The sequence below is a fragment of the Mesorhizobium sp. WSM4848 genome (assembly GCF_055811375.1).
Genome location: NZ_JBVVPX010000026.1, coordinates 90,495 through 105,479, shown reverse-complemented (window position 1 = coordinate 105,479; position 14,985 = coordinate 90,495). Strand labels below are relative to the sequence as shown.

Genomic DNA, 14,985 nt, shown 5'->3' with positions numbered 1-14,985 from the left:
CCGCCAGACCGGACTATATCGCGCTCGGCCCAGTCTATCCGACCATCCTGAAACAGATGAAATGGGCGCCGCAGGGGGTCGAACGGCTTGGCGAATGGAGGCGCCGGATCGCGCCGACACCTCTGGTCGCGATTGGCGGCCTCAACCCCGAGCGGACCGAGGGCGTCCTTGCGGCAGGCGCCGACAGCGCCGCGGTGGTGACTGACATAACGTTGAATGCCGATCCGGAGGCGCGAACACGCGAATGGATCGAAAAGACGGATCGATGGCGTTGAGCCGCGAGCCGCATGTGCTTGTCGTCGGCGGCTCGGACTCCAGCGGCGGCGTCGGCATCGCCCGCGACATTGAGACGATCTCCGCCCTCGACTTGCGCACCTGCCTTGCCGTTACTACCGTAACGGTGCAGACGCATGAAGCCGTCACGGAAATTCACAAGTTGCAACCCGGGCTGGTGGCCGATCAGATGCGTGCCGCGCTGCAAGCCAACGCGGTAGGGGCGATCAAAATCGGCATGCTAGCAACGGAGCAAATCATCGTCGCTGTCGCGGCTGTGCTGCGCCAAAACCCACAGATACCGGCAGTCATTGACCCGGTGCTGGTCTCTTCTTCGGGTTGGCCGCTTCTGGACACAGGCGCTATCGGCGTCCTGAAGCATGAACTCATCCCGCTTTGCCGTCTCGTCACACCCAACCTCATCGAACTGGCTGTCCTTGCCGGCTCAGACCTGGCCATCGACGAGGACGGCGCATTGCAACAAGGTCAGAAATTGCTCACCGCCGGATTGCAGGCCCTGCTGATCAAGGGCGGCCACGCCGCGGGGTGTCGATCGACGGACATCCTGCTGCGCGCCGATCAAGAGCCCATCCGCTTCGATGCGCCGCGTCTTGGCGGATCGATGCGCGGGACGGGTTGCGCGCTGGCCAGCGCCATCGCCGCGCACCTGGCAAACGGAAGCCTGCTTGAAGACGGCGTGCGCAAAAGCAAGCTGTTGGTTTTCGAGAAGCTTCGGAAATCGATCTCTCGGGATTGAGGCGGTTGAGCTTGGCGGGGGCTTTTCTGGGCAGCAAGCTGGCGGCCGGTTCTTCGCCTTCCTTCGGAGAGTCTTCAGACAGCACGCGAAGTAAATCGCCTTGTCGGGTCTTGTCTCAAGCGATGTCGTCGCGAATGCAGGCCTTCAAATGGCCATCGGACGTTGTTGCCCGTAATGGCGGGACGATGCCGGCGCAAGCGTCGAGGGCAACCGGGCAGCGGGTTCGGAAAACACACCCGGTCGGCGGATTTGCCGGGCTTGGAATGTCGCCCTTCAGCACCTGCCGGCCTTGCCTGGCCAGCGGGTCGAGCGACGGAATGGCCGAGAGCAGCGCGCGCGTATAGGGATGCTGCGGCCGGGCATAGAGCGCGGCAGCAGGCGCGACTTCCATGATGCGGCCGAGGTAGAGGACGATCACCGTGTCGCAGATATATTCGACGACGGTCAGGTCATGCGAAATGAACAGCATGGTCAGGCCGAGCCGCACCTGCAGGTCGCGCAAAAGATTGATGATCTGCGCCTGAATCGAGACATCGAGGGCAGAGACCGGCTCGTCGGCGACGATGAATTCGGGTTCGAGCGTAAGTGCCCGGGCGATGCCGATGCGCTGGCGCTGCCCGCCCGAAAATTCGTGGGCGTAGCGATCATAGGCATCAACTGGCAGCTCGACAGCAGCAAGCGCCTTCTCAGCCTTCGCCCGCCGCTCGCGCCTGCTGCCGATGCCCTGAATATCGAGGCCTTCGGTCAGGATCTGACCGATGGTCATGCGCGGCGACAGGCTGGCGAACGGATCCTGGAAGATATACTGCAACTTGCGGCGCTGGCGAGCCAGCGGCCCGGCGCCCAGCTTGGTGATATCGATGCCGTCAAACCTTATTTCGCCGGACGTCGGTTCGATGAGACGCAGCACCGAGCGGCCGATCGTGGTCTTGCCCGACCCGGATTCGCCGACGAGGCCGACCACCTGGCCGCGCGCAATGTCGAAGGAAATATCGTCCAGCGCCCTGACGACGGGACCGCGCGAGAACGCCGTCGGCGCAAAATGCTTGGTCAGGTTCCTGACCGAAAGGAAGGGAGCGTCCACTATCAGAGATCCTCCCAGCGCAAACAACGGCTTTGCTGGGTCGACGTCGCCGCGAACAATGGCGGTACAGCAGTGCGGCAGGCATCGACAGCCAGGGCGCAACGCGGCGCGAAGGAGCAGCCCTTGGGCAGCAAGGCCAGCGACGGAACATTGCCGGCGATGGTCGGCAGCGGCGTTCCTGCTGCCTTCAGCGTGGTGGCCTGGCCAAGCCGCGGCACCGAACGCATCAGCCCGGCGGTGTAGGGATGACGCGGACGGGTGAACACCTCGCTCACCGGACCCGATTCCACGATGCGCCCGGCATACATCACCGCGACCCGGTCGGCGATCTCGGCAACGACGCCGAGATTGTGCGTGACGAACAGAATGCCCATACCGCGTTGCGCCTGCAGCGCAGCCAGCAGGTCGAGAATCTGGGCCTGGATGGTGACGTCGAGCGCGGTGGTCGGCTCGTCGGCGATCAGCAAGGTCGGATCGCACGACAAGGCCATGGCGATGGTGGCGCGCTGGCGCATCCCTCCCGACAACTCATGCGGGTATTGCCGCGCCCGCCGATCAGGGTCGGGAATTCCGACCTGAGCCAGCAGCCGCACGGCATCAGTGGCCGCATCACGGTGCGATCTGCCGAGATGGATGCGGATCGGCTCGGCGATCTGTTCGCCGATGCTGTAGACCGGATTGAGGCTGGTCATCGGCTCCTGGAACACCATGCCGATGTCGTTGCCGCGCACCTTGCGCAGCGACTCGGGATCGAGGCCGGTCAGTTCGGTGACCGTGCCGTCCCTGCGCCGCAGCGCGATCGAGCCCTCGGCAATGCGTCCGACCTTCTTCGGCAGCAGGCCGATGATCGACAGGCTGGTGACCGACTTGCCCGATCCCGACTCGCCGACCAGCGCAACCGTCTCGCCCGAACCTATCACCAGGTCGACGTCCTGCACGGCGGCGATGTCGCGTCCGGCGATACGGAACACCGCCCGCAGACCGGAAATCGAGAGGATCGGAGCGTCCACGGTCAGCGCAGCAAGCCGACGTCGCGAAGGATGATGTCGACCTTTGCGGCTTCCTCGTCGTTCAGGCTGCGTTGCGGCCGCGCCATGGTGTTGGAGGCGATGATGCCGAGGCTCCTCATCGCGGTCTTGAAGGCACCGACCCCGGCCGAGCCGGCGCTCGTCCTGCCGAGCGAGATCCAGACGATCTCGAACAGCTTCAACAGCCGCTCCTGCTCCAGGCGGGCCTCGGCGTGCTGACCCGCCTGCATCAGGTTCCACAGCCTGACGTAGCCGTGCGGGTCGACATTGGCGAGGCCCGGCACGACCCCATGCGCGCCCATGGCAAGCACGCTGTCGACCAGGATCTCGGACCCGGTCATGCCGAAAAAATTCGGGTCGTTGGCCATGTCCTTGAGCACATAACGCAGATTGCCGTCGTCACCGCTGGAATCCTTGATGCCGGCGATAACGCCCTCGCTGGCAAGGCCGACGGTGGTCTGGCGCTCCAGCTTGACATGGACGCAGACCGGGATGTCGTAGGCGATGATCGGGATGTCGACTGCGTCCTTGATGTAGCGGAAGTGATCGCCGATCTCGGGCTGGCTGGTGCGGGCATAGAACGGCGCGGTGACCACGACTGCGTCAGCGCCGGCCGATCTGGCTGTTAGGGCGTGGTTGATGACGCGATCGGTTGTCGGGTCGATGACCCCGGCGAAGATCGGAACGCGGCCATTGTTGACCTTGACCGCGTGCTCGATGATGGCCCGGCGGCCGGCCTCGTCATGGAAGACCACCTCGCTGGTCGAGCCGAGCACGAACAGGCCGTGAACGCCGCCGTCGAGCAGGTTTTCGATGGTCCGCGTGAACGACGCAAAATCGACACTGAAATCGGCATTGAGCGGGGTGACGACAGGTGGCACGACGCCGGTAAACAGGGGCATTTTTCAAAAACCTTCAGGTCAGTTGAGATCGGAACGAGGGTCGAATGCATCACGCAGGCCATCGCCGATGAAGTTGATGGCCAGGACGGTGAGCACGAGCACGGCGCCGGGAAACATCCATTGCCAGGGATATTTCTCGAGCACGACGGTGGAGCGGGCGAGATTGAGCATGTTGCCCCAGCTGGCTTCGGGCGGTGCGATGCCGAGGCCGAGGAAGGAAAGGCCGGCTTCGAGCAGAATGGCATTGGCGATCTGCAGCGTGGCGTAGACGACAAGAATGTCGATGCAGTTCGGCAGGCCGTGACGGAACAGGAGATGCGGCAGCCCCGCCCCCATGCCACGGGCGGCGACGACGAAGTCGCGCTCGCGCAGTTCGAGCAGCCGGGCGCGCACCATGCGCGACAGCACCGGCCATGAGAGCAGCGAGATCACCAGGATGGTCGGCGCAATGCCGGTGCCGGCGATCGAAGCGAGCACGAGCAGGAAGATCACCGGCGGCAGCGTCATTGCGAGGTCGACGAAGCGCATCACCGTGGCGTCGACAAGGCGCCCGCCGAAGCTGGCGACGGCGCCGACCAGAAAGCCGATGACGATCGAGATGGCGACCGAGCAGACGGCAACCAGCAGCGAGATCCGTCCGCCTTGCAGCAGCCGGGCCATGACGTCGCGGCCGACGCCGTCGCTGCCTAGCCAATGAATGGCGGACGGCCCCTTGTTGATCGCCCTGAGATCGATGGCGTTGGGGCTGAACGGCCACCACAGGGAATAGGTCGAGACCGCCAGCAGAATAGGGACGACGATAAGCAGACCGGCGCGCGCCGCGCGATTTTCAAAGAACCGGCCGAGCGCGCGGCGAAGCGGTCCCTTGGTTTGCGGCCCGGCTGTCGGGTCGATTGTCGGATCTGGTGCGGTGATCGTCATCACGACACCTGGATGCGCGGGTCGACGACGGCATAGACGATATCGGTCAGGAGATTGACCAGAATGACGCAGATGCCGATTACCAGAGTGGCGCCCATGATCACCGGGTAGTCCCTTGTGCCGACGGCGTTGACCAGCAGCAGGCCCATGCCCGGCCAGTTGAACACGCTTTCGAGGAAGATGGCGCCGCCGATCGCTATGCCGACCGTCGACCCGATCAGGGTGATGACCGGCAAAAGCGCATTGCGGGTTGCATGCTTGATGATCACCCAGAGTTCGCGCACGCCCTTGGCACGTGCGGTCCGCACATAGTCCTGGTTGAGCACTTCCAGCAGCGACGCGCGCATGTAGCGCATGATCAGCGCGGCGTGTCCGATGGACAGCAGGCAGGCGGGCAGGACCAGGTGCGCGAGCACGTCCGCTACGGAAAAAGGCGCGCCGGCGGTCTGCATGCCGCCTGATGGCGCCCAGCGTAGCAGCACCGAGAAAAAGTACAGTCCCAGAAGTGCCGTCAGAAACGCCGGGCTGGAGATGCCGACGAAGGAAACCACCGACAGCGCGATGTCGGGCAGCGTGTTACGGCGGACGGCGCTGAAGATGCCGGCGGAAATGCCGAGCACGATGGCGATGGCCAGGCCGGTGCCCATCAACAGCGCGGTCGGGCCGATGCGCTCCATGACCAGCGGCAGCACGCCAACGCCGCTGCGCTGGATCGAATAGCCGAAGTCGCCGCCGAGCGCAGCGCGAAGCCAGGCGAGGTATTGCACGGGAAGCGGCTGGTCGAGCCCAAGCCGGTCGCGCAGGACTTCGAGGTCGGAAGCCGACATCGGGCTGGACGGATTGATGTAGGCATCGATCGGATCGCCGGGCGCCAGCCGCAGCAGGATGAAGATGAGGACGCTCAGGGCGACCAGCATCAACAGTCCTGTAGCGCTGCGGCGGGCAATGAAACTCAGCATTGGCTGTCCGTGGCGATGGTGAGCGGAGCCGGCATCGTGCCGGCCCGTATCATTGGCGGGCCGGAATGGCCCGCCAGCCGTTTTACTGGATGTCCCAGCGTTCCGGGTGAGCCGCATAAGGACCGCCGCCCGGCGCCGGCGTCCAGACAAAGTCACGCAGCTTGTTGGAGGCTACGCCATAGCGGTTGGCCACCCATAATGTCGCCCAGGGCAGATCCTTGTTCATCACCTTGCAGACTTGCTGCCAGGATTGATCGATCTTGGCCGGATCGGTCTGGGCGAGCGCAGCGTCCAACGCGGCGCTGAGATCATCGAACTCGATGCGCATGGTGTTGAAGCCTGCCGGCGGAATCTGGGACTTGTTGAGACCCGGGCTGATGCCGGCCGGATTGGGACCGTTCTGCAGGCCGGCATAGACCATCGCAAACGCGTTCCAGTCGGGCGTGCCTTCCTTGTAGACGATGCCGTTATAAGTCGGCGTATCGACGACGCGCGGCACCACATTGATCCCGACCTCGGCCAGCATCGACTGGATGGCAGCCATCACGTTGGCGGCTTGCGGCGAGCCGTAATAGGTCAGCAAGGTGATCGGCTTGTCGCCGTTGATCTTGTCCCAGCCCACCTCGGCAAGCAGAGCCTTGGCCTTGGCCGGATCATAGGCATAGGGTTCGAGACCTTCGGGAAGCAGGTGCGGCGCGACGTAGCCGCAATTGGCCGGTTTGGCCGCGCCGCCATAGAGGCTCTCGATGATGGCATTGCGATCGATCGCATACATGATCGCCTGGCGGACGCGAACATCCCTGAACAGCTCGACCTTCTGGTTGAGGCCGATGTAGTTGACCACATAAGAAGCGCCCTCGATCACCTTGAAATTGCTGTCGCTCTTGAAGGTTACCGCGTCGTCGGGCTCGACATAGGTGAACTGGATTTCGCCGGCGCGCAGCGCCGCAACGGCCGCCGCCGGGCTCTCGAAATACCGGTTGATGAGCACGTCGACCTTCGGCTTGCCGCCGCGATAGTCGTCATCCGCGGCCAGTTCGACATATTGATCGCTGACATAGCGCTTGAACTTGAAGGGGCCGGTGCCGACCGGCGTGGTGGACCACCAGGTGCTTGTGGCCAGCGTTTCCGGCGGCATCGCGGCCAGGGCATGCTCCGGCAGGATCATCACCTGCGAGAGAATGGACAGGAACGAGCCGTTGGGCTTCGACAATTTGACGACCACGGTGCGATCGTCCGGCGCGTCGACCGACGCGATATCGCCGAGACGCGCGGCAAACAAACTGCCGGACGCCTTGTTCCTGGCGAGCTCAAGCGTGAACTTGACGTCCTTGGATGTGAACGGCTTGCCGTCGTGCCAGCTCTCCTGGGCAAGGTTGAACGTGTAGGTCAGCTGGTCGTCGCTGACCTTGTAGTCCTTGGCCAAATCGCCTTCGAGCTCGGTCAGTTCGGCGTTGTAGATGACCAGCGGTTCAAAATAGGTGCTGAGCCAGGTAAAGCCGCCGGTCGCAGCCAGCGGATTGAAGTTCTTGGGAAACCCGCCGGGGCCGACGTCGAAGCCCCCGGTTATGGTCTTGGCGTCCTGTGCCTGGACGCTGGTGGCCTGGCCGCCGAGCAGCAGCCCGGCGACGGCCAGATGACGAGCTATGGTCTTGATGCGCATGGTTTTCCTCCCTTGGCATTGTCAGGTAGTCCGGCGTTGGGTCAGGCAATCCGGTTTTTGGCGATCACTTGCTGAATCCCCCTGTAGTGGTCGTCGAGGCGCTGACGCGCCCGGTCGACATCCTTGGCGGCGACCGCCTCGACGATCTCGTGATGGTCGCGCCAGGTCGCCAGCGGCGTCGGATTTTCGAGGCTGGTGAAATTCGAGGCCTTGTTGAACGCCACCCAGAAGATGTCGATCAGCGCGCTCAACATGTGATTGTTCTGGCAGCGGAACAGCAACTGGTGGAATTGCTGGTCCTCTTCGGCAAAGCTCTCCTGGCGCTCGGCGCGCCGCCGCATGCTTTCGGTCAGCTGGCGCAGCGCGGCGATGTCTTCGGCGCTGATCATCTCGACGGTTTTTGCGATCAGGCCGGTCTCAAGGACGCGGCGGATCTCGCGCAGCTCCTCGACGTCGCGCAGCGAATCCTGCAGGCCGTATGCCAGATTATCCAGCAAGGGCTTGAACGAGAATTCCTTGACGAACACGCCAATGCCGCGACGCGTCTCCAGAATGCCGATCGACTCCAGCGCCTTGATCGCTTCGCGCACCGAGTTGCGGCCGACGCCGAGCCGCTGCGCCAGGAAGGTCTCCGGAGGCAAGGGGTCGCCCGCCTTGAGCTGATTGCTCTGGATATATTTCCTCAGGCTCTCCTGCACGCTGACGTGAAGCAGCGGCGGTCGGGCCAGCGGTTCGATCGATTTTTGTTCCGGGTTCAACTTGGTTTCCGAGATCGATTTGGGTTCCGGCATTTTGCTCCCGATGCCGCGTCGCAAGCGGTCGATGCTTGTAGCATAGCGACTTGTAGGATATCCTGCAAGTAAGAGGATTACATCGCTGAATGAAGATCGTCCTGGCCGGCTCAAGCCATTGGCACGCCGAAATGCATCTCGACGCTGCACGTTTTTGCGGCGCCGAGATTGCCGGCATCTGGGATGAGGACGCGCAGCATGCCCGCGCCTTCGCGACGCGCCAGCATTTGCCGTTCATCGCCGACTTTGCGAAAATCCTCTCCAGCCCGCCGGACGCGATCCTGCTGATGGGACACCCTTCGACGGTGCCGGCGCGGGCGCGGGCCGTCATCGAAGCCGGCATACCACTGATCCTGGAAAAGCCGGCGGCCAGCAGCACCGCAGCGTTGGCCGCGCTCAGCGAGCTGGCGAGGCAGCACCAGGCCTTTGTCAGCGTTCCCCTGCCCAACCGCTTTGGGCCGGCCGCCACTGCCTTCGAACGGCTGCGCAGCCAAGGCCGCGCCGGTGCGGTTGCGCATTGCCAGTTCCGGCTCGTCAATGGGCCGCCGCAGCGTTATGCGGCCGACGGCGTCGCCTGGGTGGTGGATCCGGCGATCGGTGGCGGCGGCGCGCTGAGGAACCTCGGCATACACGGCGTCAATGCCGCGCTCGGCCTGGCAACCGGCGCGCTCAGGCTAAAAACCGTTTCGATCGAGAACCGCATTCACCGTGCCCCGGTCGAGGACCATGCGCTGCTTGTACTGGAAGACGCTGCCGGAGCGTTGTTAGTCGTCGAGGCGGGATACACTTTTGCTTCGATGCGCCCCGGCGGCGATTTCGAATGGCGTATCGTCAGTGAGAATGCGACCGTCATCGACTATGGCGAGCGCGCCTTCTGTGCGACGCTCGACGATGGCGCTATCATCGAATTGCCGATCGAATTGCCGGCGACGCGCTACCGTCTGTGCATGAGCGACACGCTCGACCGGCTGGTTCGAAAAGCGCCGCCGGCGACTTCAATCGATGACTATGTTGCGGCGATGTCGCTGATCGACGGCGCGTATGAAAAGGCAGGACGATGATTGGAATAGGCATTATCGGAGCGGGCGATTTCGGCGCCGCCCATGCAAGGGCAATCAAGCAGGTGCGGGGCCTGCATCTCGTCGCATCGTGCCGCGGGAATAACGATGCCCTGGCCGCCTTCACCAGCGAACATGGTGGTCGCGGCTACACCGACTGGCGCAAGCTGCTGGACGACAAGGATGTCGACGCTGTCCTCATCGCCAGCCCTCACCATCTCCATGCCGAAATGGCGATCGGCGCGGCAAAGGCCGGTAAGCACGTCATGCTGGAAAAGCCGATGGCTCCGACGGCGGCGGCCTGCGATGCGATCAACGCCGCCGTCGCCGCCGCAGGCGTCAAGCTGATGGTCGCCCATCTCATGCATTTCGCGCTGCCTTGCATGGCGGCCAGGCAAATGCTTGAGCAAGGAACGCTCGGCCGGCCACTGGTCGGATCAAGCTGGATCATCAAGCTGTGGATGGAGCACAATCGCCGCGACTGGCATCTGCGCAAGGCAACCGGCGGCGGCATGCTGTTGACGGCCGGCATCCATGCGCTCGACCGCCTGGTCTGGCTGATGGATGACGACGTCGTGTCGGTGAGTGCCATGCTTGGCGCCATGTCCCATGACCAGGAAGCCGACGACACCGCCCTGCTCGGACTGCGCTTCGCCGGCGGCGGGCTCGGCCAGGTGCAGAGTGTCGGCTATCGCAATGGTGCGGCCGGCTACGCCATGGACCTGGTCTGCGAGCAGGCAACGCTGCGCATCGACATTGACCGCGGTACGATGCTTGGCCGCGACACGGCCTGGACCGACCTGCCCGGCTCATTCGAGCCGAACTGGATGCATGCTGCGCTGGCGCGCGAATGGAGCGCGATGCGCGATGCCATTGCCGACGACAAGTCGGTGCCGGTCGACGGCGCCTATGGCCGCAAGATCATCGGCATCATCGAGGCCGCCTTTGCGTCGAACGAAACGCGCCGCGAGCACGAGATCGCCGGTGCGCGCTGAGCTCGACGACCACGTGAGCCACGTGCCCGCACACGCGCCGCGCGGCGTCTGGGGCGCGGTGATGCTGGCCATCGACGATCGCGGGGCCATCGACTGGGAAGCGACGGAGGAGACGATCGCGCGGCTCTGCGCATCAGGCGTCGACGGCATCTATTCCAACGGCACGGCCTGCGAATTCCACTGCCAGACCGAGCCCGAGTTCGACCGGCTTTACGCCCTGGTGGCCGCGATTGCCGGCCGCGCGCGCCTGCCCTTCCAGATCGGCATCAGCCAGTCCAATCCGCGCGTCGCACGCGAGCGGCTGATGCGGGTGTCGGCGCTTCGCCCGGCGGCGGTGCAATTCACCTTGCCCGACTGGTGGCCGCCCAGCGACGGCGAGGTCATGCGCTTCGTCGGCGGCCTATGCGAGACCGCGCCCGACATACCGCTGGTGCTCTACAATCCACCACATGCCAAGCGCCGCCTGACGCTCGAAGCCATCGCCAGGCAGCGTGCAGCGGTGCCGTCGCTGGTCGGCGCCAAGCTGCCGGGCGGCGACGCCAGTTGGTACGCCGACATGCGCCGCGAACTGCCGGGATTTTCGGTCTTCGTGCCCGGCCATACGCTGGCGACCGGATTTGCCCAGGGAGCGCATGGCAGCTATTCCAACGTTGCCTGTCTTAACCCCAAGGGCGCGGCAACGTGGTGGCAGACGATCCGCACCGACGCGGCAGCCGCTGCCGAGGTCGAGACGCGCATCCAGGCCTTTCTCGCCACCCACGTACTGCCTTTTCGCGCTCGCTATGACGTCAGCGATGCGGCGCTCGACAAAGCGATGGCGGCGGCCGGCGGCTGGGCGCCGCTTGGCCCGCGACTGCTCTGGCCTTACAGCTCGGTGCCCGACGAGGAGATCGCGACGCTGGCCGAGGCCGCACGCATGGCCTTCCCCGAATGGTGGCAGTGATCTCGGCTAATCGCATATGCCTGCCCCCTGATCCAAGGGGAACAACCATGGCCTGTTCCGGATTTGACGCCTGACGGACTCGTGGTCATGCTGGACCGATGACAAGAGGTGTACTGCTGGACCTCGCAGGCGTCATCTATGATGGCGAGACTGCCATACCAGGCGGGATCGACGCCGTCACGCGTTTGCGCCAGGCCGGCTTGGCCATACGCTTCATAAGCAATACCACGCGCTCGTCGAAACAGAGCGTCCTCGAACGTCTGCAGGCGATGGGGCTCACCGTTACCAAGGCAGATGTTTTCACCCCGGCGCACGCTGCACGCGAATGGCTGCTTCGCAATGGCCGTGCGCCATACTTGCTGATTCACCCCGGCCTTGCTCCGGACTTTTGCGAACTGCCGGATCGCGACAAGCGCGCCGTCATCGTCGGCGATGCCGGAGACGCCTTCACCTATACGGCGTTGAATGACGCGTTCCGCGAGCTGAGCGCCGGGGCCGAATTGCTGGCCCTTGCCACCAACCGGACGTTTCGGGATGCCGACGGCGAGCTCAGCCTCGATGCAGGGCCGTTCGTCGCGGCATTGGAATTTGCCTCGCTGAAACGCGCAACCGTTCTCGGCAAGCCGTCGTCGGAATTCTTTCTGTCGGCGCTGGCAAGCATGGACTGTCCGCCAGACCAGGCGATCATGGTCGGCGACGACGCCGAGGCCGACATAGCTGGCGCGCTGCGCGCCGGATTGTCGGGCGCATTGCTGGTGCGGACCGGCAAATACCGGCAGGGCGACGAGAAACGGTTTGATCCGCGCCCGACCGCAACCGTCGCCGATCTCGCGGCGGCGACCGACTGGATTCTTGCGCGCCGGGACTGAACCGGTCCGCACAGCGTGCGCTTCGCTAGGTCGTCTGGCGCTCCATTTCCACCTCGGCCCCTAGACTTTCGATGTCGCGGAAGATCGAAGCGACAGCCAGCGTGCGCCCTTCGCGCTTGAAGCGGAGCAGGCAATCCTTGGCAGTGATGTCGCCATCGATCGCGATCTCGTCCCATTGCGCGGCATGGCCGACATAGTTGATGGGAACATCGTAGTGCTGGCTCCAGAAGAACGGCACGGCGACGAATTTCTCGCGATGGCCGAGCATGTTGAGGGCTGCGGTTCGCCCCTGCCGCTCGGCAACCACCCAATGCTCGACCCGAATGTTCTCGCCACTGTGGGGATCTGGCCACCGCGCAATGTCGCCGGCCGCGAAGATGCCTTGTGCGCTCGTCTCCAAAAAGGCGTTTACCGCGACACCGCGATCAAGGGTGAGCCCCGCCGTTTCGGCAAGCCCTGTCCGCGGTCGCACGCCGATGCCGGCGACGACGAGATCCGCCGCCAAAATATCGCCACCGCTGAGTTTCATCTCGCTGGCGTCGATGCTGCTCGCGGTGTCCTCGAGATGGAACACGACACCATTCTCCTCATGGAGGACGCGGATGAAGTCGGCCATTTGCGGACCCATGATCCGTTCCATCGGCCGTTTTTCCGGCGCCACGACATGAACTTCGATCGCGCGCGAGCGCAGCGCCGCGGCAACCTCCAGGCCAATGAAACTAGCGCCAAGCACGACGGCGCGGCGCGCAGTCGTGGCTCGCTCGATGATCGCCTTGCAGTCTGCGAACGAGCGCAGCGTGTGAACATGTGGCTGGTCGGCGCCTTGTATGGTCAGGCGAACCGGTTCGGCTCCGGTCGCCAGGAGTAGTCTGTCGTAGGCAGTCCGGGCCCCGTCCGCGAGCACAACTTCGCCAGACCGTGCATCGATGCTGGCGACATCCGCATTGAGGCGCAGGTCGATATCGTTCTTCGAATAAAAGCTTTCTCGGCGCAGCGGAATCCAATCCTCCGGTGCTTTGCCGGCAAGGTAGTCCTTGGAAAGATTGGGCCGATCGACCGGCGGCGCTTCGTCGTTGCTGAACATGACAATGCTGCCTTGATAGTCTTCGCGCCGCAGTGTTTCTGCCGCCGCGAAACCGGCGGCGCCGCCACCGACAATGACGATTTTTTCGGGAGCCTGGCCGGAGCTTCCATTGCGCTGCTTGGGTGCCGTCCGTTTGCGTTTCTCCCCCACGAATATCCGACCATCGCGTTGTTCCACCGACCAGCACGCGAGTGGACTGAAAGCAGGGGCGCGCAAGGCCTCGTCTGTCCGCAAATCAAAACACGCGTGATGCCAGGGACACCGGACGGTGTCTTCCACCACAAGACCGTCGACGAGCGGCCCGCCATAATGTGTGCATGTCGCTCCGATGGCGAAGATCTCGGCGCCGCGGCGCACCAGCAGCACCGGCTCATCGCCGCAATGGCCGAGGAGCTTTGCGCCGTCGGCAAGGTCGGATGATGCGATGCCCTGGACCAGATCCGGCCCGGTTGGTTTGGCATGACCTTCAGCCATTTTCCTCTCCCTTGGCGCGATCCAGTGGCAAAATCGCCTATAACGGCCAAGAATCTCAAACGTCCGGCCGCGTCATTCGTTGCCAGCTGGGCAGCACGCGCCGTCGATTTCCTGGCGTTTGGATTTGCTGCCGAAGGAATCACGCCGTCGCGTAAACTTTTTCGCCGGACATGCGTTGTTCGTTGTCCAAGCCAAGGAGACAGCCATGCAGATGAAATCGGAAATCGCCGGCGAGGCCGCCAAGCAACGCCACATCCAGCGCGGCATCGACGCCAAGGACAAAGCGAAGGGCAACGGCAAGCAACAAGGCGCCATGCAGGCCGGAGCACGCAAATATCCCGAGCCGCCCTTTCCCAAGCAGCACCAGCCGAAGCCGGGGCATGAATGGGCGATAGAGCCGGCGCCGCTTTACGACGCGCCCTTCTACATCGGATCAAAAAAGCTGGATGGCAAAGTGGCCGTCATCACCGGCGGCGATTCCGGCATCGGCCGAGCCGTGGCCGTGCTCTATGCACGCGAAGGCGCCGATGTGGCCATCGTCTATCTGTGCGAGGATAAGGACGCTGAAAAAACGAAGCGGGCCGTCGAAGCCGAGGGCCGGCGCTGCATGCTGGTCAAGGCCGACGTCAGCGAACGCGACCACTGCCACAATGCTGTGGCTGAGGTGGTGAAGGAATTTGGCCGGATCGACGTGCTGGTCAACAACGCCGCTTTCCAGGTCCATTCCAGCGACTTCAGCGAACTGACCGAGGAGCATTTCGACACGACGCTGAAGACCAACCTCTACGGCTATTTCCACATGGCGCAGGAGGCCGTTCCGCATATGAAGCCTGGTTCGGCGATCATCAACAGCGGCTCCATAACCGGCATCGAGGGCTCGAAGCAGCTGGTCGATTATTCGATGACCAAGGGCGGCATTCATGCCTTCACGCGCGCATTGTCCGGCAACCTCATCGAAAAGGGAATTCGGGTGAACTGCGTGGCGCCGGGCCCGGTGTGGACGCCGCTCAACCCGTCGGACAAGCAAGCCGGCGACGTTTCGAAATTTGGTGCAGACACGCCGATGAAACGGCCGGCGCAACCGGAGGAGATCGCGCCCGCCTACGTGTTCCTCGCCTCGCCGCATTGTTCAAGTTACATCACCGGCGAGATATTGCCGATCATCGGCGGCTACTGAGAACTTG

Annotated in this window: 15 protein-coding genes; 7 read left to right on the top strand and 8 right to left on the bottom strand. The window is 63.8% G+C overall.

The annotated features are described in order from the left end of the window. Positions 1–275 (top strand): thiamine phosphate synthase (locus AC0L16_RS22380; protein ID WP_473623318.1); only part of this gene is annotated, 275 nt, incomplete at its 5' end. Beyond that, positions 266–1,030 carry a hydroxymethylpyrimidine/phosphomethylpyrimidine kinase gene (locus tag AC0L16_RS22375; RefSeq protein ID WP_473623327.1) on the top strand — a complete coding sequence of 255 codons (765 nt, stop codon included), beginning with the start codon at positions 266–268 and terminating at the stop codon, positions 1,028–1,030. The genes AC0L16_RS22380 and AC0L16_RS22375, both read left to right, overlap by 10 nt. A 115-nt stretch (positions 1,031–1,145) precedes the next feature. Here the strand turns inward: AC0L16_RS22375 and AC0L16_RS22370 are convergent, their stop codons facing one another. From AC0L16_RS22370 to AC0L16_RS22340, 7 genes are all read right to left on the bottom strand, one after another. Then, a complete protein-coding gene (locus AC0L16_RS22370; RefSeq protein ID WP_473623317.1) occupies positions 1,146–2,114 on the bottom strand; it encodes an ABC transporter ATP-binding protein in 969 nt (322 codons plus the stop codon). A 2-nt stretch (positions 2,115–2,116) separates the two neighbouring features. Further along, entirely contained in the window at positions 2,117–3,124 is a 1,008-nt protein-coding gene (locus AC0L16_RS22365; RefSeq protein ID WP_473623316.1) for an ABC transporter ATP-binding protein, read from the bottom strand. Between the two features lie 2 nt (positions 3,125–3,126). Further along, positions 3,127–4,044, bottom strand: a complete 918-nt coding sequence (locus AC0L16_RS22360) for a dihydrodipicolinate synthase family protein (RefSeq protein ID WP_473623315.1) — start codon at positions 4,042–4,044, stop codon at positions 3,127–3,129. Positions 4,045–4,062: 18 nt separating this feature from the next. Then, a complete protein-coding gene (locus AC0L16_RS22355; protein WP_473623313.1) occupies positions 4,063–4,965 on the bottom strand; it encodes an ABC transporter permease in 903 nt (300 codons plus the stop codon). After that, positions 4,965–5,924 carry an ABC transporter permease gene (locus AC0L16_RS22350; RefSeq protein ID WP_473623312.1) on the bottom strand — a complete coding sequence of 320 codons (960 nt, stop codon included), beginning with the start codon at positions 5,922–5,924 and terminating at the stop codon, positions 4,965–4,967. The genes AC0L16_RS22355 and AC0L16_RS22350 overlap by 1 nt, the downstream gene beginning before the upstream one ends. An 82-nt stretch (positions 5,925–6,006) precedes the next feature. After that, on the bottom strand, positions 6,007–7,587 hold the full coding sequence (locus AC0L16_RS22345; RefSeq protein WP_473623311.1) for an ABC transporter substrate-binding protein: 1,581 nt from the start codon (positions 7,585–7,587) through the stop codon (positions 6,007–6,009). Positions 7,588–7,628: 41 nt separating this feature from the next. Beyond that, complete coding sequence (locus AC0L16_RS22340) at positions 7,629–8,378, bottom strand: FadR/GntR family transcriptional regulator (RefSeq protein WP_473623310.1); 750 nt, start codon at positions 8,376–8,378, stop codon at positions 7,629–7,631. Between the two features lie 89 nt (positions 8,379–8,467). Between AC0L16_RS22340 and AC0L16_RS22335 the strand changes: the two genes are divergently transcribed. The 4 genes from AC0L16_RS22335 to AC0L16_RS22320 all read left to right on the top strand — a co-directional run bounded on the left by AC0L16_RS22335 (position 8,468) and on the right by AC0L16_RS22320 (position 12,243). Further along, positions 8,468–9,439 carry a Gfo/Idh/MocA family protein gene (locus AC0L16_RS22335; protein WP_473623308.1) on the top strand — a complete coding sequence of 324 codons (972 nt, stop codon included), beginning with the start codon at positions 8,468–8,470 and terminating at the stop codon, positions 9,437–9,439. Beyond that, on the top strand, positions 9,436–10,431 hold the full coding sequence (locus AC0L16_RS22330; RefSeq protein ID WP_473623307.1) for a Gfo/Idh/MocA family protein: 996 nt from the start codon (positions 9,436–9,438) through the stop codon (positions 10,429–10,431). Before AC0L16_RS22335 ends, AC0L16_RS22330 begins: the two co-directional genes overlap by 4 nt. Further along, a complete protein-coding gene (locus tag AC0L16_RS22325; RefSeq protein WP_473623306.1) occupies positions 10,421–11,374 on the top strand; it encodes a dihydrodipicolinate synthase family protein in 954 nt (317 codons plus the stop codon). Before AC0L16_RS22330 ends, AC0L16_RS22325 begins: the two co-directional genes overlap by 11 nt. Before the next feature lie 98 nt (positions 11,375–11,472). Continuing rightward, positions 11,473–12,243 carry a TIGR01458 family HAD-type hydrolase gene (locus AC0L16_RS22320; protein WP_473623305.1) on the top strand — a complete coding sequence of 257 codons (771 nt, stop codon included), beginning with the start codon at positions 11,473–11,475 and terminating at the stop codon, positions 12,241–12,243. 25 nt (positions 12,244–12,268) lie between these two features. Here the strand turns inward: AC0L16_RS22320 and AC0L16_RS22315 are convergent, their stop codons facing one another. After that, positions 12,269–13,801 carry an FAD-dependent oxidoreductase gene (locus AC0L16_RS22315; RefSeq protein ID WP_473623304.1) on the bottom strand — a complete coding sequence of 511 codons (1,533 nt, stop codon included), beginning with the start codon at positions 13,799–13,801 and terminating at the stop codon, positions 12,269–12,271. 205 nt (positions 13,802–14,006) lie between these two features. Between AC0L16_RS22315 and AC0L16_RS22310 the strand changes: the two genes are divergently transcribed. Next, complete coding sequence (locus AC0L16_RS22310; protein ID WP_473623302.1) at positions 14,007–14,978, top strand: SDR family oxidoreductase; 972 nt, start codon at positions 14,007–14,009, stop codon at positions 14,976–14,978. The last annotated feature ends 7 nt before the right edge of the window (positions 14,979–14,985 follow it).